Origin of the sequence: Mariprofundus ferrooxydans PV-1, from assembly GCF_000153765.1 — a bacterium.
Taxonomy (GTDB): domain Bacteria; phylum Pseudomonadota; class Zetaproteobacteria; order Mariprofundales; family Mariprofundaceae; genus Mariprofundus; species Mariprofundus ferrooxydans.
Genome location: NZ_DS022295.1, coordinates 196,010 through 215,078 on the forward strand (window position 1 = coordinate 196,010; position 19,069 = coordinate 215,078).

Sequence of the window (19,069 nt, forward strand, 5' to 3'; positions counted from 1 at the left end):
GGCGGCATGGTGGCAATGCCGGGCAGATTCCGCAAGCGCATTGCATCAATTGATTCGGGGGAGAGTTTCGTGAACGCTTTTAAACAGGGTGATGGCAGGCGTGTAGCAGTTGTTGGCGGCGGTATTATCGGCTGCCTGACAGCACTCTACCTCCATCGGCTCGGTGCCAACCCGATTGTACTGGAAAAGGGCGATGCCGGACGCGAATCCTCGTGGGCGGGCGCAGGCATTCTCTGCCCGATTCATCCATGGCTTTATCCCGACAGTTTTACCCGCCTGATTGATGCCAGTCTCGCGCTGTTTCCATCCATGAATGAGATGGTTGAGCAGTTAAGCGACCTGAAAACCGAGTGGCAATCATCCGGCATGATGATTCCGTTGTTTGCCGATGATCGTATTCATCATCGTGATGATGCGCTGGCCTGGTCAAAGCGCTTTGGCTGGCAGGTTGAGGAGTTGGACAGACAACAGAGCTGTGAGCTGGAAGCAACCATGAGCGGGCATGTTGGCGGCTCGTTGTTGTGGCCGAACGTCGGGCAGGTGCGTAATCCGCGTCTGCTGGCAGCGATCAGGAAAGCACTGGAAATCTGTCATGTACCCATCCGTGAGCAGGCCGAGGTGATCGGTGTTGGCAAAAACGGACAGGGTGATGTCGCAAGCGTAGTGCTTGCCGGTGGTGAGCGTATCGATACCGATGCCGTGTTGCTGGCTGCCGGTAGCTGGAGCGGCGGGCTGGCCCGCCAGATCGGCCTTGAGTTGCCTGTGGAGCCGGTAAAGGGGCAGATTGTGCTGCTCAGGGATGAACCGGGCAAAGTGAAACACATTATCAAGCATGACGATGTCTATCTGGTGCCGCGCGCAGATGGTCATATTCTGGTTGGTGCCAGCATGGAGCGGGTCGGTTTTGAACCCGGCACCACTGAAGCGGTGGTAAACAACCTGCTTGAGGCGACTTACCGCATCACGCCGGGCCTGAAGGATTCAAAAATTATTCAACAGTGGATGGGTTTTCGCCCCGGTAGCCCCGACGGTATGCCGTATCTCGGTCCTGTTGATGGCTATCCGGGCCTGTGGGTGGCTACCGGCCACTACCGCAACGGCGTTGCCCTTGCCCCCGGCACGGCCGATCTGATGAGTCGTTGGATCATGGGTGAAGCACCGCAGGTGGATCTCTCCGATTTCCGCGTCAACAGACCTGCGGTCAATATCGATAAGGTAGGTTTTCCCACCGCCTGATGTGAACGCTTCGCATACCTGATTTCGCGAATATCATCAGCATGCTTTGCCTGCCCATCAATATTTTCGTATGTCGTATTGCGGCCAACATAAGACATTCGAAAGTCAGCGCGTACGAGCGGGGTCGCAGGCGCCAGCAGTATGGTCTAACCAAACTCCATGGTTATGATTATTCATGTTGTTGCCATAGTGTTTGGTAATCCGGTGGCTAATTACCGCTAGGTTTATGTAATGGAGAATTAGAGTTTCATATGAGAATTATTAGTATTGATGCACAGCCATTTCATGAACTGGCGTACGTATCATCGGGAGCCTCAGGCATCCCTAAGCTTCCTTTTTTCAAGGTGACTGTCGATGCGCTTCCCAGTGGAGCAGAGTGTCTCGTAGCTGTATCCGATCTGCAAGGAAGGGAACATAACGGTGCCAACCGATTGCTGGGAGAAGTTGTTTGCGAAGAGCTTGCATTGCTTCAAGAGCTCGAAGAAATACCAGCCGTGGCAGCGGTGATGCTGGCCGGCGACCTTTACGACAATCCTCAGAGCGATAAAAAGGGCTGCTCCGGCGATGTCACATCTGTGTGGAATGCCTTTGTTTCCTCTTTTCCTGCTGTCATCGGCGTGCATGGCAATCACGATATCGTCGATGAATCAATTCTAAGTGAGCTGGCATGCGTACTGGATGGTAGCAAAACCAACCTGCTCGGTCTTATGGTAGGCGGGGTCTCCGGAATTATTGGCCGTGCCGACCGAAACCAGCGCAAACCGGCAACTGAATTTACCGAGGCTCTTCAAAAAGTACTGAGGTCCTCTGATCTTGTCTTGCTTCATCAGGGGCCTGATGAGCCGACCACAGGTCGAATCGGCGAACCCATGGTGCGGGAGTTATTGGAGAGACATGGGGAAAGCCTTGTCATCTTTGGTCATTGTGCTTGGTCCCCTCCCTACGCAGAAATGGGAAAGAATCAGCTTCTTAATGTGGACGGCAAGGTGATGATTTTCGTTGCAGGCTAGTTGTGCTGAAGCATCAGCAAATGTGGCCGTGGATAACTATCCTGAACAACCCAACTTGGCCGAAATGGCAAATAGTTACTTGAGTATTCCTGCATATAACGTTGGCATCTTTATCGATAGATGATAATTTCATTTATTGGATCATTGATTAACTACGAAAACATGCGAATTATAAGGGCTTCAGAATGGACATCATTAATCACTTATTGGATTGGACAATTGCTACAATGGGGTTCTTACACATTGAAGCAAATAGAAAAGAAATCTTATTTTTCATTTCAGGTTTACTGATTCCTTATTCCCTTGATGCGATTAAGGCCGCTGCCATTGTACCAATAATTCGCTCTATTCGAACTACGGTCATTAAACTGATTGTAAGCCGGAAACGTATTTCCCTCTTCGAGTTTGTAGATAAGAAACTGACCCATGCACCATATTGCGCCTTTAATCCGCCAATATTCATTGATGCAGATAGCAGTCCACAATTTACCTGCAAAATTCTTCGCAAGCCCTTTTTGCTAGCACCACCAGAATTGGATGCAAATGCTCCTCCTGAAGCGCATGACAGACTCTTATCAGGTCAGTTTGCAGAATCGCATACATATGAGCTTGGCTCAGATGGCGATAGTTCATTGGAGATATTCAACAAACTCATTGCTGATGAGGAGTTCCTAGCAACGACATGCCTCAAGGTGAGAGATGATTTTTTGGCCTGCAAAGATGGGTTCCACTTCAACGGGAAAATGCTCGCTGTAGCAAACTTTCAAATTAGCAGAACTCTCGACGAGTTGCCTTCGATTAAGCTAGAGCTACAGGAAACCGACTATTATTCTTACCGCGTCATTTCTGAAGCTGCCTCAAAAATCAGAAATCAGTATGGTCTTGATGCGATGGTCAATGGCAACTTCAATGAATACTTGGCTACTGCCTTTCAACGCTATATCCATTTAAGTTTGGGGTTGGCAATTATAGTACACACACTACAAGACAACCGAATTATCATTACTCGCCGGTCATCCCATGCTGCAAATAACGCTGGCGAAGCAGGCGCCTATTTTATGTCTGTTAATGAAGGTATTAACACCAATGATATCGACCCGAACAATCCATTAAAACTAAACAGCTTGCACCGTATTGTTCTCAGATCTCTTGAGGAAGAGTTGTTTGGGGCCAGCTCAGGGGAGAATTTGCTCTCGAAGATTAATCATTGTGCTATTACAGGAGCCTTTGTTTACCAGCCAAATATGAGCATTGATCTAGCACTTTACGTTTCTGTCGACTGTGATTCGACGCAAATTCGCCAAGCCTATCGTTATGCTCGTGATGGCGGGTTTGAAACCTCCGAGATTATTGATGAGAACCGCTGGGATAAAAAAACGGGCCTGCCCCGGTTCGACGAGGAAAGCATCCTATCATTTTTATCCAGAACTGTAGGCAGCAAACCTGCATATATGACTTGGGATGAGGGAGCATTAGTGACAGTAGCTTTATCAACACTGGTACGATGATAATCTTTAGAAAAACATTTTGAATGACCGAAGTTGGCCGGTTCCTGCCGTTTGCAAAAGCAGTGCTGCTGATAGCCATGTTGGGTTGGTAAAAGGGGCAATGCTGGTCTGAAACGTCGTGGAAGCTATTTCTCCGTATCTGGTTGATTGCGCATGAAATCGGCGACGCCGTAGAGCGATTGCAGCAACTCTGTGCGCAGTTTCTCGTCCTCGATGACGTCATCGAGCGCATGCTTCATGCACAGGATCCACTGATCGCGCGCGGATTCGTCGATCTTGAATGAGAGGTGACGCATGCGCAGGCGCGGATGGCCAAATTTCTCAATATATAACTGTGGACCGCCCATCCAGCCGGAGAGAAACATGAACAGCTTATCCTCGGCCGATTGCAGGTTGTCGGCATGCATCCAGCGAATGGGCTGCGCTTCAGGCAGCTCGTCCATATGCTGGTAAAAGCGATGCACCAGCTGGCGTAGTTTGGTTTCACCGCCGATACGTTCATAAAACGGGCGGATATCACTTTGTATTTGCATGGTATGAAGGCCTCTCTGGCTTACGACGGCATGCCGTCGAAGAAGTCCACGACACCTGTCTCAATCGAGTATTCGGCACCGACGACGAGTAGTTTACCCTGCTGGATCAGATTCTCGAGGATCTGCGATCCGTGGCGCAGGTGATTGGCCGAGGCGCGGATATTGGCGCGAACGGCATGATGCATCAGGGTGTCATGGCTGTCGGCAGCTTTCGTCTCCAGTAGCGGCTCCACCGACGGGCGGATGCGATTCACAATCGACAACAGGTTGGTTGAGCGGCTCTCCTGTGGGCGCTCCAACTCCTCGATTGTGGCCTGAACGGCGCCGCACTTGGAGTGACCGAGTACAATGACAAGCGGGGTGCCGAAACGTTCAGCAGCAAACTCCACGCTGCGACTGGAGGAGCACATATTGCCGGCTACGCGGATCACAAACAGATCACCCAGTCCCTGATCGAAGACGATCTCGGCAGGTACCCGCGAGTCGGAGCAGCCGAGAATAATGGCGAACGGTTCCTGTCCCGCCAGGAGAGCTGTGCGGCGTGTCTGGTCGGTGAGCGTGCTGCTCTCTGCTTCCGAGACAAAATGGCGGTTTCCTTCTATCAGTCTGTTCAGAGCTTCTGTTGCTGAGATCATTGTATGTCGTCCTTATTCAGAATATGCAATGTTGCAGGGCGGCGTTTCTCATCTTCCGGCAATCGGGCGCGGCAGTGTACGCCGGGCGGTTGTGAAATTTCACCCATTGGTTTTCCGGGTGTTTATCATCGCGAGGGGATAGGGGTGTACATCGCCAGAGTATTTCCGAGTCGGCAACAACAAAAAACGCCGGGCAGATCCGCCCGGCGTTTTTTGTTGCGTGTTGTGTCCTGGCAGTCAGATGACCTTGGAAAAGCTGGTGCTTTCCTTTTTCTGGCGCAGATATTCATCGAAGACCATGGCGACGTTGCGGATCAGTAGTCGGCCGGCCGGCAGTACGCTCAGGCCGTCGTCGCGCAATTCAACCAGATGGTCGTCGCTCATCTCCTGCAGATCAGCCAGTCCGTCAGCGAAGTGCTCTTTGAAGACGATGCCGAACTCGCGCTCGAACTGAGCGTATTCCAGAGAAAAGTCGCACATCAGGCGCATGATCACCTGACGACGCAGATGATCCTCTTCCGACAGGATATAGCCGCGGAAGACGGGAAACTCACCTGCTTCGACTGCCTCGCTGTAACTCTCCATCTCCTTCCTGTTCTGGAAGAAGCCGCCGCCGACATAGCCGATTGAGGTGACCCCCAGACCGATCAGGTCACAATCGGCCTGCGTGCTGTAGCCCTGGAAGTTGCGGTAGAGCTTGCCTTCCTGCTGGGCAATGGTCAGCTCATCATCGGGTTTGGCGAAATGATCCATGCCGATGAATACATAGCCGGCATCGAGCAGCTTGTTAATGCTGTGCTCGAGAATATTCAGCTTCTCCTGTGCGGAGGGCAGGGCGGATTCATCAATGCGGCGCTGCGGCATGAACATGTGCGGCAGGTGAGCATAGTTGAACAGGGCGATGCGATCCGGACTGAATTCGATAATGGTATCCAGCGTCGTGTTGAATGTATCCACGGTCTGATGCGGCAAACCGTACATCAGGTCGATATTCATCGACTCGAAACCGTGTGCGCGTGCTTCGTTGAGCACACGCAGCGTCTCTTCCTTGCTCTGGATACGATTGACTGCCTTTTGCACGATCGGATCAAAATCCTGCACGCCCATGCTCATGCGATTCAGGCCGATCTCCTGCAGTACGCGAACGGTATCTTCATCGCATTCGCGCGGATCGATCTCAATGCTGAACTCGCCCTCGTCTTTGGCGACGAAATTGAAGCGCTCACGCAATTTGGCCATGATGGTGCGCATCTGATCGTTGTTCATGAAGGTCGGTGTACCACCACCGAAATGCAGTTGGGTGACAGGGCGCATGCAGTCGGTGCCGTCGGCCTCTTTCAGGCAATCGGCAACACGATCGATCTCCTTAAGCAGCAGTTCCAGATAGGGCTCGGCACGGTGATATTGTTTGGTGACGATTTTGCTGCAGCCGCAGTAGTAGCAGACGGTGTTGCAGAACGGGATATGTATGTAGAGCGACAATGGTGTGTTGTCATGCGCAACGCGCTTGAGAGTGGCAGCATAATCTCCGGCGCCAATGCCTGTGTGAAACATCGGGGCAGTCGGGTAGGAGGTATACCGGGGGCCTGCCTTGTCATACTTCTTGATGATTTCCAGGTTAAACAGGTCAGCGCCACCGAGTCGGGCATTGCTATGGTTGGGGAGTCTGCTGGTCATTGGTGTATGTCTCTCCTCATGTAAGCCGTTATATGGATCATTCCATGGCTGTGCCCTTTGCGCTGCAGGTATGCATGCGGCGCATTTCATCGCGATCAATCAAGGCTGGATAACCCGGAGGTTCCTGACAGAAAACGGCTTCAGGCTTTCTGCGCCGTAATCAGGTTACTTTGCCAGTTGCACCATGAGTGGCACAACTGGCTTGGTAATGTGGCTTTCCATCCAGCGAATCGGTTGCTGGCGCGTGCATCGGCATGAATGCCGGCATGGCCGCGATCCGCTGTTTGGTTGGCATAGGTTTTCAAATCCCCTTACGACAACAGGGGCTAACTATTTACCAGAACAGTTGTTAGCGCAAAGATTACTTGGCGACAGCCTGTTTGCTCTGGATGAATGCGACCATGGCGTCGATCTCTTCCTCACTCAGTTTGCTACTGAATTTAGGCATCATCTTTCTACCATTGGTAATGGCTTCTTTCAGTACTGATGCATCGCTATTCATCATGGCGAAGCCGGGACCCACTTTCTTCTTGTCGATCTTATGGCACATCTTGCACTTGCTGCTATAGATCTTTTCGACATTGACTTCCGCCATAGCCACCTGAGAGGTCAGGCCGAAGCATGCTGCAGCTGCGATGATCAGATATGTTTTTTTCATTGTACTTCTCCTTGTTGCTCCTTATGGAGCGATAATACCCCGGACCCGGAATTGTGTTAAGTGCAAGGATTCCTCACCGAAGCAAAGTGTTGTGTTGCTCTACATTTCGACAGGGTTGCTTTTGGGTTTGTAGAACCACATCTGGTAAAGGCTGGTTAACAGCTGTGCACCGAAAGCTGTGCCCATCAGTGCGCCATTGGCGATGATGACGTAGGCAAAGCCGGGGATAAGCTTGGCGATATACCAGGAAAATATGTCACCGATCAGAAAGAGGAACGGAATAGCTACGGTGATACGTTTCAGCCAGACCGGTATTTCACACAGGATGAAAATGCGTCCGACGAAAAACAGAATAAAGGCGATACCGAACAGATGGATATGCGATACGCGTACCAGTGCCGGAATGGTGGCGCCCGTATCGGTCTCGGTCAGCTTGACGACATTGGCATAGGATGTGAAGTGGGGGATGGGCAGCCCGCTTTCGGCAGAGTGACACATGACGCAGTTCTGCTGCATGATCGGTTCCACTTTTTCGTGGAACTCAGCCTCTTTGGCACCTCTGTTGATCCAGTCCAGAATGGTCTGCTTGGCCGCCGGATTGGGCAGGTTTGACTCCATCGGTCCATTGATGGCTGCGCCCAGTCGGGTCTGATTATGGCTGCCGTAGTAAGCCAGCTGTATATCTTTCACCGACAGCCCCGGTTCTCCATCGCGGCCCTGATCGGTGTAATAGAGATTGAGCAGAGCGAAAAGGTAGCCGATGCCGATGGTGATGAGGAACATGGAATCGAGAATTTTTTCACTGACGGAAGCGTCGGCGAAGCGCTTATACCTGGGCATCAAAATGCACCTCTTTTTTTCGTTTTCGGTATTCTAGGAGTGGTAGAGTAAATAGCAACGGGTCTAAATACCTGATTTTTCTGCTCGGATATGGATTTGTTTTGTGATGCTCACTGTTTCGGCTGGCTTGTATTTAACCCATCCCCGGTTCGGACGCGGACCGGCTATAACAGAGATGTGTGCGGAGGTTGGCAGCAGGGCTGTCTCAGCCTGATTCGTGGTTAAGTGGTTGTGTTTGCAGTTCGTCCAGACTGTGCATAAGCAGCATCTGCTGCTTTTCAGCATAACTCAGCAGCGCTTTGCGCAGAGGTGGGTAAGCTTCGGTAATGTTTCTGAAGCTGGCATAAGGAATATGCAGAATCTCGACCTTATGCTCACTGACCAGATCCGCCGCACAGCCATTGTCATGAATAGCCGAAGTTGCCCCGATCAGCGAACCGGCTTTGAGTGCTTCCAGTCGTTTAATGAGACCGTCACTTTCCAGCTGATAGTTGGCAACACCACGTACGATCAGATCCACATGACTCAGGTGCTCGCCGGCTTTATGAATCAGCGTTCCCGGCTCGTATTGACGAGTATGAGACTCCTCTGCCAGTTGTTTGCGCATATTCAGCGGTACATCCTGCAGTAGCGGGGAAATCGAAATCATTGCCATCAGGTTACGCGCATCGAGCTTGTGTTGCAGCGCGATTCTCAGCGCCGGTTTTCTGATCAGGGCTGCTGCCATTGCTTTGCGGGGTAACTTGATGACTTCTGATTCTTTATTGGCTACGACGTCTGCGGGGTAGGGGCCCGACTGCAGTATCATATGTTCACCAATAATCTCACCCGCCCCGATCAGGCCCAGAAGCACAGGACGATTTTGCTCGCCATTGGTGAATTCGGCTAATTCACCGCTACTTACCAGATAGAGTGCATCAGGCTGCTCACCGCGGCGAATCAGGTGTTGCCCCTCTTTGATGTGCCGTTGATGCAGACGCAGCCACAGCTTGTTGCGCATGGATGAGGGTAATAGGCGCTCAATGGAGGCGTGCGTTTGTACATCATCCGTGCGAATGCGACCAATTTCCGGGTACTGATGACTCAGGGCATCGGCTTTGCCGGGCTCGCCATTTGTCAGCAGTATCTGGTACAGGTGGCGCAGGGCTTCTGTTGCCGTCGTTAGCTGACCATGCTGGATTAACAGCTCTGCGTACTGCCTGAGGTAGGCCTCGTTGTCAGGGTAGAGGTGAACCAGATCAGTATAGACCTTGAGCTGATTGGCTGAATTTAATGACTTAGGCGGAGTAGGTTTATCCATGGCCGGTGTATTCTGCTGCAGATCGACATTCTGGTACAGCATTGTATGTTGATCCACGTGATAGAGGTGAGATCACGCAAGCGGTTCGACAGATGTGCGACTGTATTTATCAGTTATGACGTCTAGTATTCGGCTGCTGGAGGGGCACAAATGGCTCTGATGATTACCGATGACTGTATCAATTGTGCGGTGTGTGAGCCGGAATGTCCGAACCTTGCAATATACGAGGGCGTAGATATTTATGAAATCGACCCGCACTTGTGCACCGAATGTGTGGGCCATTTCGATGAGCCTCAGTGCCAGATGGTCTGCCCGGTGGATTGTATTCCGGTGAATCCTGAGCATCAGGAGTCGCCACAGCAGTTGCAGGAAAAATATAATTATCTGACAGGAAAGTCGTCATGAGTGGTCGCTTGTTTATTGTTTCCGGTCCGTCCGGTGCGGGAAAATCCAGCCTCTGTACCGCATTGTTGTCGGAATGCCCTGATTTAAAGTTGTCGATCTCCTGCACCACCAGACAACCGAGACCGGGTGAGATGGACGGGCGAGAGTATCATTTTCTGTCGGTGTCGGATTTTGAGTGTCAGCGTGAGCGTGGCGATTTTCTGGAATGGGCTAATGTGCATGGTAATTTGTACGGTACCCGCCAGAGTGATGTCGAGGCGCAATTGCAGGGCGGTTATGATGTGCTGCTGGAAATCGACTGGCAGGGGGCCAGGCAAGTGGCGGAGAAGATGCCGGGAGCCATCCGTATATTCATTCTGCCCCCATCGCTGGATGAGCTGCGCAGTCGCCTGGCAGGCAGGGGGCAGGATGATGCGGCAACTGTCAATCGCCGTATGGCTGCAGCAGAAATGGAAATGTCGCATGCAGATGAAGCGACCTACCGGGTCGTCAATATCGATTTTAAAGAGGCGCTGGCTGAACTGCGCAAGTTTTTTTCGTAGTCCGGCACCCGCCTTTGTAGGGTCATTGCATTAAAGACCCTTTTTCATTTACTGATATATTCAACCCGTAGCCGTGCCACGGCTGTTTGGAATATCACAAGTAAAAACTTGTATCAGCCTTTGACTGTCGGTATTGCTCAAAAAAACCTCCTTTTAGATCTGCCTCGGTATGCATATTTTAGCGGAGTAGAGCGGCGGAGCCGTGGCCGCTAAAATATGCATGCCGAGGGCACCCGAAGGGCAGAGATAGCGGAGGCGGCTTTCTTTCGTCCTCTCTTTGCCGCCAAAGAAAGGACATATAATATCTCATATACTTTGGGCCAGTTCCAGGTCATCCATGTATTCATATTGAGTGACTACAATATCTTTAATGCGATTGCCCTGCCTCCCTTTGCGATCATGGTTGCATTTTGTTTTTGTTTTCCTAGGTTTGAGCTTAAGTTCCTCCGGAGGTAAGCCGTATGGCTCGCGTAACAGTTGAAGATTGTATCAGTTATTATCCAAATCGTTTTGAGATGGTGCTGCTTGCGGCCAGACGCGCTCGACAGATTCAGGTCGGCATGCCTCTGATGATGGAAACCGAAGGCGACAAGCCCTCCGTTAGTGCCCTGCGTGAGATGGGTGAAGGCTTTGTTTCATGGGAAGTGCTGTTTGAACAGGATGATCAGCTGCGTCGCAGACAGCAGGCGGCCTATAATGATGAAGAGGGAAACAGGGAAGTCTGATTTTTCACGGCTTACCTTATCGCTGTAGCTGATTGTGAGCCGTATATTCGAAATCACAGAGCGCGTTGCGCTGTATGCTCCCAAAGCCAATCTGGAGCTGATTAACTGCGCCTACGTGTTTGCCGCGCATGCCCATGCCGGGCAGGTCAGAAGTTCCGGCGATCCTTATATTACTCACCCGCTTGCTGTGGCGGGCATTCTTGCCAGCCTCGGTATGGATGAGGCGTCGGTGATTACCGCGCTGCTGCATGATACGGTAGAAGATACCGGGGTAAAACTGTCTGAAATTGAAGAGAATTTCGGCGCAGATGTGGCCCGACTGGTTGATGGCGTCACCAAAATCGGACAAATTCACTTTAACTCTTCGGAGCACAAGCAGGCTGAGAACTTTCGCAAGATGATTCTGGCGACAGCCAAGGATTTGCGCGTGCTTATCGTGAAGCTGGCCGACCGGTTGCACAATATGCGCACGCTCGGCTTTGTGCCGGAGCATAAACGCCGCCGCATTGGTGAAGAGACACTGCAGATTTACGCACCTCTGGCGCACCGGCTGGGTATGCACTGGATCAAGCAGGAGATGGAGGATCTGGTATTCTCGCATCTGGAGCCTGAGGCCTATAAGGCGCTGATGGTTGAAATGCAGGGGCGCCTGGAGATGCTTAATCAGACGCGAGAGCGGCTGGAGATGTTGATTCAGGAAGCATTGCAGCGCAAGGGGTTGGCTGCCACGGTACACGGGCGGATGAAGCACCTGTATAGCATTCATGAAAAGATGCAGCGCAAGCATGTGAACTTCGATGATATTTTTGACCTGATCGCATTCCGTGTCATTGTCGATGATGCCCAGACCTGTTATCAGGCGCTTGGTATTGTACATAGCCTGTATCGGCCTGTGCCCGGGCGTTTCAAGGATTATATTGCTCTCCCCAAGCCTAATGGTTATCAGTCACTGCATACGGCGGTGATCGGGCCGGAAAACTTTCGTATTGAAATACAGATTCGCACCCATCTGATGCACAGTTATGCTGAAGATGGTGTGGCTTCCCACTGGGCTTATAAAGAGGGGAAGACAGCGGAAAAAGAGAGTTTCAAGTGGCTGCGCCAGCTGACGGAACTGATTCAGGAGACCGATAATCCGGGTGAATTCCTGGAGAACGTCAGACTCGATCTGTTTGTTCAGGAGGTCTATGTATTCAGCCGGGACGGAGATATCTTTGCTCTGCCGCGCGGAGCGCGACCGCTGGATTTTGCTTATGCGGTGCATACCGATGTCGGACACCACTGTATCGGTGTTCGGATTAATGGCGAGGTGTCTGATTTTTCCACCCGTCTGCATAATGGCGACCAGATTGAAATTATGACCAGCCCGGATCAGTCGCCGAGCAGGCAGTGGTTGCAGTATGCAAAAACACCGCGCGCCCGTCAGGCTATCCGTCACTGGTTCCGCCGCCAGGAGCGTGACGGCAGCATTCGCATGGGCGAGAAAATACTGCATGAAGCAATCGGCAAAAAAGATGCGAGCAAGGCAATTATAGAGCAGTTCGGTTGTGTCGATCAGCAGGATCTGAAGGCACGTATAGGGCGCGGTGATATTGCTATTCACCGGCTATTGGAGCTGGCGGATAACAAGCACTTTATGCCGTTGAAACTCAGAGGCATGAAGCGCTCTATGATGCAGGCGGCGGACTGCTGTCATCCTGTTCCCGGAGATCCTGTTCTCGGCCGTTTTGTCGCCGGTGACGGCATGATTCTGCACCACCGCAAATGCGAGGCTCTGACCGAGGCTGATTTTGAGGATAGCCTGGAAGTTCAGTGGGAAGGCAAGCCCGGTGAGTTGTTCAGCACGGGGATTGAAGTCCATTCAAAGAACAAGCGCGGTATGCTGGCCAATGTTACCCATAATATTGCCGAGGCGAATTCAGGCATTGAAGACTTGAAACTGACCCAGCGGGGCGGGGCAATGACCGAGCTGCTCTTCCTCGTCGAGGTTGAAGATCGTAAGCACCTTGCCCAGGTGATACGGGCGATTAAATCGGTGGATGGTGTCACCAGCGTTGCTCGCCGCAATCGGGTTGGTTTGAGCGGGAAGCCTGTCGGCAAACCATTTGCCGCTACATTACGCAATCTGTTCAGCAGAAAATTATTGGAACATGGAGATGAGACGAAATGAGCAAGATGCATATTGTTGATACAGAGCATGCCCCCAAAGCTGTCGGGCCGTACAGTCAGGCAGTTATCAGCCACGGGGTGCTGTACGCTTCAGGTCAAATTGGACTGGACCCGATGACGGGCAAGCTGGTGGGTGAGGATGTGCTCATGCAGGCAAGACAGGTAACCGGAAACCTGAGCGCTGTGCTGGATGCAGCGGGTGCATCGCTATCCGATATTCTCAAGGTGAATATCTTCCTGACCAATATGGGTGATTTTCCGGCTGTCAACGAGATTTACGCCGACTGGCTTGGTAACCATCGTCCGGCACGGGCAACTGTCGCAGTGGCTGCGCTGCCGCTGGGGGCCAGTATCGAAATGGATCTGATCGCGCGGGTTACAGGCTAGCCGTTTGAAAGCCGGCCTCTCATCAGCCTTAAGGTTGATGAGCAATAAAAAAGGCCTCTGTCCAACAGGACAAAGGCCTTTGAAATTGGTTGTAATTAGGCGGCTTTCTGAACTTTATCGGAACGCAGGCAGCTGGCACAAACCTTGATCTTGCTTGTCTGACCATTCACGATAGCACGAACCTGCATCAGGTTGGGCAGAAACCGACGCTTGGTCGTATTGTGTGCGTGACTGACATTGTTGCCGCTCATTGGGCCTTTTCCACATACTTCACAACGCTTAGCCATGATAAACCTCCATTGAAAACGCGGCGCACTTTAGGTGAAGCGGGAGCGGGATACAAGTAAAAAAACCGCTTTGCATCGTTTGCTCACGATTCATGTTGATGCTGTTGCAATATATGCGGAGATCAGTGCGTCATCCTTGTCGCGCCGGGCAAACAGTTTGATCCGATTTTGTACAGGATTTATGAACGACCGGCAGGTTCGTGGTCGGGACCGGATAAAACTGATGATGCATCTCTTTGCCTGATCTGCCTGCCGGCGTTAGTCTGCGCAACCTTTTTACCGGCACAATTGTACCCATCAGCAGATTCGGAGGCAGGCATTATGTTAGCACGCACACATTGCGGCGATTTCAGAGTTCATCATATCGGGCAGACGGTGCGTCTGAACGGGTGGGCACAGACCAATCGCGATCACGGCGGCGTTGTCTTTATCGATGTGCGTGACCGCTCCGGTCTGGTGCAGATTGTCGTGCATCCGGATGACCCGGCCGTACACCAGCTGGCCCATAGTCTGCGTCAGCAGGATGTGATCGAGGTGGTTGGCGAAGTGATTGCCCGCTCGGATGAAACCGTTAATGCCAAGCTGCCGACCGGTGCGATTGAAGTGAAGGCATCAACCATTACCGTGCTCAACCGCTCGGAGACGCCGCCATTCATGATTGATGATACCTGCGATACCGGTGAACAACATCGCCTGGAATACCGTTATCTGGATCTGCGTCGGCCAAAGATGCAGGGCTTTATGGCGCTGCGTCACCGTGTGACGCATGCCGCCCGAAACTACCTGGACAGCCAGAGTTTTCTGGAAATTGAAACCCCGATACTGAATAAGTCGACGCCGGAGGGTGCTCGCGATTATCTGGTACCGTCGCGTGTTTATCCCGGCTCGTTTTTCGCCCTGCCGCAGAGCCCCCAGATATTCAAGCAGCTGCTGATGGTGGCCGGTATGGATCGCTATTATCAGATTGCCCGCTGCTTCCGTGATGAGGATCTGCGTGCAGATCGTCAGCCGGAATTCACGCAGGTGGATATTGAACTCTCGTTTGTATCGCAGGATGAGGTGATGGCCGTGGCTGAAGGGCTGTTGCGCTCAATGTTTGATGCCGGTGTCGGCATCCATCTGCCGGAAACATTCCCGAGGATCACCTATGCCGATGCCATGGATCGATACGGCCTGGATCGCCCGGATGTCCGTTTCGGACTGGAGCATGTCAATATTACCGAAATGATGAAGCGGGTTGAGTTCAAGGTGTTCCGTGAACCGGCTGATAACGGCGGTCTGGTCAAGATTATGCGTGTGCCCGGTGGCAGCGCGCTCAGCCGCAAACAGATTGATGATTACACGAAGTTTGTCTCGATTTACGGTGCCAAAGGACTGGCCTGGATCAAGGTCAATGATGTGACGGATCTGCCTGGCGGCCTGCAGTCACCGATTGTGAAGTTTCTACCTGAAGATGTGCTGGCCGATATGCTACAAGCTTGTGGTGCGGAAAACGGCGACCTGCTCTTCTTCGGTGCCGGCGATGAGAAGGTGGTCAATGATGCACTGGGTAATCTGCGTGTGAAGGTCGGTCATGATATGGGCCTGGTCGCGGCAGGTGATCACCGTTTTGTCTGGGTGGTGGATTTCCCGATGTTTGCGTGGAATGCCGATGAGAAGCGTCCGGAAGCGCTGCATCATCCGTTTACCGCACCGTATGCGGAGGATCTGGACAAGCTGGAGAGCGATCCGCTGAACATGCGCTCACAGGCCTATGACCTGGTCTGGAACGGCACCGAGATCGGTGGCGGCTCGATTCGTATTCATAATCCTGAGGTGCAGGCGCGCGTATTCAAGACGCTCGGCATCTCCGATGAAGAGGCCGATAGCAAATTCGGTTTTCTGGTTAATGCACTGAAATATGGTGCACCGCCGCATGGCGGTCTGGCATTCGGCCTGGATCGTGTACTATCACTGATGGCCGGTGTTGACTCGATCCGTGATGTCATCGCCTTTCCGAAAACCCAGAAGGCAGCGGACCCCATGTCCAATGCGCCGAGCGAAGTCTCCGATGCACAGTGGAAAGAGCTGGGGCTGCGCAAACGCCGGACGATTCAGGAGAGCTGATCGTCCTGTTTATCAAAGGGGAGGAGAGCGTCCGCGTGCCCGGGCTGCATGCCTCCCCGGGATTGACAACACAGTCTTATGACAGGATGATGCAAGGCATGAGATTTACACTGTGTTTGCTACTGTTGCTCTGCGCTGCTTGTGCGATGAAGCCGCCTGCACAGGAGATGTCTGATGCGCGTTCCGCCATCAAAACAGCGCAGCAGCTACCGAGCGGGGATAATACGTCAAAGGCAGATCGTTATCTGCAGAGCGCAGAGCAGGCTCTGGATCAGGCTGCTGAGGCCATGCGTGCAGAGCAATATGACAGGGCGCGTAACAAGGCGCTGGAAGCGCGGCGCAATGCGCAGGAAGCAGCCCGTATCAAGCAATCAAATAAATAATAAATAACTTAGAACTGACTCCTTTGGGGGAGTCGGGGGAATAGGGGTTTGAACAGATGGTATTAAAACACATATGTGCGCCGGAAAATGGTGAAAAAATCACCATGGGCGATGATGGAAAACTGAATGTCCCCGATCAGCCAATTGTGACCTTTATTGAAGGTGACGGAATTGGGCCTGATATCTGGAAAGCAACCCGCGCGATGCTCGATGCTGCGGTTGAAAAAGCTTATGCCGGCAGTCGCAAGATATCCTGGATGGAAGTATACGCGGGTGAAAAGGCGTGGAATCTGTATGGCCAGAGTGATGATGCATGGCTGCCCAAAGAGTCGCTGGATGCGATGACGGAGTATCTGGTTGGTTTGAAAGGTCCGCTGACCACGCCGATCGGTGGCGGTATGGGCTCATTGAATGTGGCGATCCGCCAAGTGATGGATCTGTATGTATGTCTGCGTCCGGTGAAGCATTTTACCGGTGTACCGAGCCCGGTGAAGCGTCCTGAAGATGTGGATATGGTGATATTCCGCGAAAATACCGAAGATATCTATGCCGGTATTGAATGGCCGGCCGGTAGTGATGACGTTAAAAAAGTCATTGATTTCCTGCAAAATGAAATGGGCGTATCAAAAATTCGTTTTCCTGAGAGTAGCGGTATTGGTGTGAAGCCGGTGTCGCAGGAAGGTACGGCCCGACTGGTGCGCGCAGCCATCCAGTATGCCATCGATAATGAGCTCAAGAGCGTTACCCTGGTTCATAAGGGTAATATCATGAAGTACACCGAGGGTGCGTTCCGTAACTGGGGCTATGAGATTGCCAAGAATGAATTCGGTGCGGTAGAGATCGATGGCGGCCCATGGTGCAAACTGCCTAATGGTATCGTCATCAAGGATGCGATAGCCGATATCGCGCTGCAACAGGTGCTGACCCGTCCGACAGAGTTTGACGTGATTGCCACGCTGAACCTCAATGGCGATTACCTATCCGATGCGCTGGCTGCACAGGTCGGCGGTATTGGTATCGCACCGGGTGCGAATATCAATTACACCAGCGGCCATGCCATCTTTGAAGCAACCCACGGCACTGCCCCGAAGTATGCGGGCAAGGATATGGTCAATCCTTCATCAATGACGCTCTCCGGTGAGATGATGCTGCGTTATCTGGGTTGGACGGAAGCGGCCGATCTGGTACTCAAGGGTATCAATGGGGCCATTGCCGCCAAAACTGTGACCTATGATTTCCACCGCCTGATGGAAGGAGCTACCAAGCTATCCACCTCGGAATTTGGTGATGCGGTTATTGCCCATATGGGTGATGCAGAGCATACCGGGGATGAAGTGGCTGATCAGTACGATCAACTGGCTGAACGATTCAAGGAGTTGTTCGAGTCGGGAGCCGAGAAGTCATCCGAATTTGCCGCTACAGCGATGGAAAAGGCACGCCAGCAGCTCACTGCTGCCGGTGCATTCAGCGAAGAGCAGGGCAAGAACCTGAAGGTGTTTCTCGAGCGTGATTTCTCGCAAATGGCGCAGACGATGCGTGACGGAGCGAAGGAGAAGCTCAATCCTTCGCGTGTCAGTGTCGGTGCTCTCTCATCACTGTATGCCTTGCTTAATGCTGCCGGTCTTGCACTGAGTTCCGTGGCTGTGCGCACACAAAAAGCGCTCTCCTGCCGCTCCGGTGAAATTACCAGTGCCGGTACGCTGACCTGCATCAGCTGCGATCATGAGTTGCACTTCAAGAAGACAGGGCGTGTACCTCCATGTCCGAAGTGTCACGCTACCGAGTTCCGCAAGAGCTATTAAGGCGAGGGCAGTAGGAAATAAAAAAGGCCGGATCAGAAGATCCGGCCTTTTTTGTGCCTGCTTTTCTGAAAGCAGTGTTTCAGAAGCGGAAGAAACCACCGACAAAAGGACCTTTCAGTGTCATATCAGCGATCATGCCGGTGTTGTTGAGTTTCAGCTTGATATAGCGATAACCGGCAAAGATACCGAGTGTTGGCAGAGGCGAGAACTCTATCTGTGCACTGGCATCGGTGAATGTATTGCCGGAGTAACCGAGATAACCGATACGACCGGTGACGCCGATAAAGTCAGCCAGTGCAACGCGACCGCGAAGGCCAACAGTGGGGATCGGAATGGTCATATTCTTATTGGTTGTGGTGCCGAGGTTGGTCATGGATGTTTTGGCTCTCACAGTTTTTACCGACGTCTCAATACCCAGTTGGATGCGTGAAGGTAGGTCATCCATATTGACCAGATAATAGGTGTACCCGACATCAAACACATCTGCCTTGAATGTGCTTGTGGCGGGAGTGCCGGCGCCAAAGGTCAGGCCGTTAAACGTGATATTGCGCGCAAGTGTGCCGGAACCACTGAAGCTCATCGGGATGTACTCAAATGAGAGTTGTGAATCTCCGAGCAGGAGGTCGATTTCACCCGTTGCCTGAGAGCTGTTTTTGAAGTTCAGATCCAGATTCATGTCAATGCGGCTGCCGACATTGTTCGTGGTGGAGCCGAAATAGCCTGAGGGCGAGAGCAGCATAAAGCCCGGTTTGATTGCGATGGTTTCATCGGCCTGGGCGGCCGAGGCAAAACTGATGGCGACAGTGGCCAGAGCAAGCAATTTACGTTTCATTTTGATTCTCCATTATGTGATTGATGCCGTCGGA

Annotated in this window: 19 protein-coding genes; 11 read left to right on the top strand and 8 right to left on the bottom strand. The window is 52.2% G+C overall.

The window, feature by feature from the left end:
• Positions 1-69: 69 nt before the first annotated feature.
• The 3 genes from thiO (at position 70) to SPV1_RS07740 (ending at position 3,754) form a co-directional block, all read left to right on the top strand.
• Entirely contained in the window at positions 70-1,236 is a 1,167-nt protein-coding gene (gene thiO / locus SPV1_RS07730) for a glycine oxidase ThiO (protein ID WP_196795115.1), read from the top strand.
• 251 nt (positions 1,237-1,487) lie between these two features.
• The gene (locus SPV1_RS07735; protein ID WP_009850590.1) at positions 1,488-2,246 is read left to right on the top strand and encodes a metallophosphoesterase family protein; all 759 of its coding nucleotides are present in this window, start codon (positions 1,488-1,490) and stop codon (positions 2,244-2,246) included.
• A gap of 185 nt (positions 2,247-2,431) precedes the next feature.
• On the top strand, positions 2,432-3,754 hold the full coding sequence (locus tag SPV1_RS07740; RefSeq protein WP_009850591.1) for a hypothetical protein: 1,323 nt from the start codon (positions 2,432-2,434) through the stop codon (positions 3,752-3,754).
• A gap of 125 nt (positions 3,755-3,879) precedes the next feature.
• On the opposite strand, the gene SPV1_RS07745 is transcribed toward SPV1_RS07740, so the two are convergent.
• The 6 genes from SPV1_RS07745 to SPV1_RS07770 all read right to left on the bottom strand — a co-directional run bounded on the left by SPV1_RS07745 (position 3,880) and on the right by SPV1_RS07770 (position 9,454).
• Positions 3,880-4,287: a group II truncated hemoglobin gene (locus tag SPV1_RS07745; RefSeq protein ID WP_009850593.1), complete on the bottom strand. Its 408-nt coding sequence runs from the start codon at positions 4,285-4,287 to the stop codon at positions 3,880-3,882.
• Positions 4,288-4,307: 20 nt separating this feature from the next.
• Positions 4,308-4,922, bottom strand: a complete 615-nt coding sequence (locus tag SPV1_RS07750) for a carbonic anhydrase (RefSeq protein ID WP_009850594.1) — start codon at positions 4,920-4,922, stop codon at positions 4,308-4,310.
• Positions 4,923-5,159: 237 nt separating this feature from the next.
• On the bottom strand, positions 5,160-6,599 hold the full coding sequence (hemN, locus tag SPV1_RS07755; protein ID WP_009850595.1) for an oxygen-independent coproporphyrinogen III oxidase: 1,440 nt from the start codon (positions 6,597-6,599) through the stop codon (positions 5,160-5,162).
• 361 nt (positions 6,600-6,960) lie between these two features.
• Positions 6,961-7,257, bottom strand: a complete 297-nt coding sequence (locus SPV1_RS07760; RefSeq protein ID WP_009850597.1) for a c-type cytochrome — start codon at positions 7,255-7,257, stop codon at positions 6,961-6,963.
• A gap of 99 nt (positions 7,258-7,356) precedes the next feature.
• The gene (locus tag SPV1_RS07765) at positions 7,357-8,097 is read right to left on the bottom strand and encodes a hypothetical protein (protein ID WP_009850598.1); all 741 of its coding nucleotides are present in this window, start codon (positions 8,095-8,097) and stop codon (positions 7,357-7,359) included.
• Positions 8,098-8,302: 205 nt separating this feature from the next.
• Positions 8,303-9,454 carry a cyclic nucleotide-binding domain-containing protein gene (locus SPV1_RS07770; protein WP_231288343.1) on the bottom strand — a complete coding sequence of 384 codons (1,152 nt, stop codon included), beginning with the start codon at positions 9,452-9,454 and terminating at the stop codon, positions 8,303-8,305.
• A 93-nt stretch (positions 9,455-9,547) separates the two neighbouring features.
• Between SPV1_RS07770 and SPV1_RS07775 the strand changes: the two genes are divergently transcribed.
• The 5 genes from SPV1_RS07775 (at position 9,548) to SPV1_RS07800 (ending at position 13,625) form a co-directional block, all read left to right on the top strand.
• The gene (locus SPV1_RS07775) at positions 9,548-9,802 is read left to right on the top strand and encodes a YfhL family 4Fe-4S dicluster ferredoxin (protein WP_009850600.1); all 255 of its coding nucleotides are present in this window, start codon (positions 9,548-9,550) and stop codon (positions 9,800-9,802) included.
• On the top strand, positions 9,799-10,344 hold the full coding sequence (gene gmk / locus SPV1_RS07780; RefSeq protein WP_009850601.1) for a guanylate kinase: 546 nt from the start codon (positions 9,799-9,801) through the stop codon (positions 10,342-10,344). Before SPV1_RS07775 ends, gmk begins: the two co-directional genes overlap by 4 nt.
• 461 nt (positions 10,345-10,805) lie before the next feature.
• The gene (gene rpoZ / locus SPV1_RS07790) at positions 10,806-11,069 is read left to right on the top strand and encodes a DNA-directed RNA polymerase subunit omega (RefSeq protein WP_009850603.1); all 264 of its coding nucleotides are present in this window, start codon (positions 10,806-10,808) and stop codon (positions 11,067-11,069) included.
• Between the two features lie 34 nt (positions 11,070-11,103).
• Positions 11,104-13,239 (top strand): RelA/SpoT family protein, encoded by a 2,136-nt coding sequence (locus SPV1_RS07795; protein ID WP_009850604.1) that lies wholly within the window; start codon positions 11,104-11,106, stop codon positions 13,237-13,239.
• Positions 13,236-13,625: a RidA family protein gene (locus SPV1_RS07800; protein WP_009850605.1), complete on the top strand. Its 390-nt coding sequence runs from the start codon at positions 13,236-13,238 to the stop codon at positions 13,623-13,625. The genes SPV1_RS07795 and SPV1_RS07800 overlap by 4 nt, the downstream gene beginning before the upstream one ends.
• 95 nt (positions 13,626-13,720) lie before the next feature.
• Here SPV1_RS07800 and rpmB read toward each other — a convergent pair whose 3' ends face one another.
• The gene (gene rpmB / locus SPV1_RS07805) at positions 13,721-13,912 is read right to left on the bottom strand and encodes a 50S ribosomal protein L28 (RefSeq protein ID WP_026195299.1); all 192 of its coding nucleotides are present in this window, start codon (positions 13,910-13,912) and stop codon (positions 13,721-13,723) included.
• Between the two features lie 321 nt (positions 13,913-14,233).
• Between rpmB and aspS the strand changes: the two genes are divergently transcribed.
• The 3 genes from aspS to icd all read left to right on the top strand — a co-directional run bounded on the left by aspS (position 14,234) and on the right by icd (position 18,203).
• Positions 14,234-16,018, top strand: a complete 1,785-nt coding sequence (gene aspS / locus SPV1_RS07810; RefSeq protein WP_009850607.1) for an aspartate--tRNA ligase — start codon at positions 14,234-14,236, stop codon at positions 16,016-16,018.
• Positions 16,019-16,116: 98 nt separating this feature from the next.
• Positions 16,117-16,401 (top strand): DUF4398 domain-containing protein, encoded by a 285-nt coding sequence (locus tag SPV1_RS07815; RefSeq protein ID WP_196795116.1) that lies wholly within the window; start codon positions 16,117-16,119, stop codon positions 16,399-16,401.
• A gap of 56 nt (positions 16,402-16,457) precedes the next feature.
• Positions 16,458-18,203: an NADP-dependent isocitrate dehydrogenase gene (gene icd, locus SPV1_RS07820; RefSeq protein WP_009850609.1), complete on the top strand. Its 1,746-nt coding sequence runs from the start codon at positions 16,458-16,460 to the stop codon at positions 18,201-18,203.
• Between the two features lie 79 nt (positions 18,204-18,282).
• On the opposite strand, the gene SPV1_RS07825 is transcribed toward icd, so the two are convergent.
• A complete protein-coding gene (locus SPV1_RS07825; protein WP_009850610.1) occupies positions 18,283-19,035 on the bottom strand; it encodes a porin family protein in 753 nt (250 codons plus the stop codon).
• Positions 19,036-19,069 lie beyond the last annotated feature (34 nt).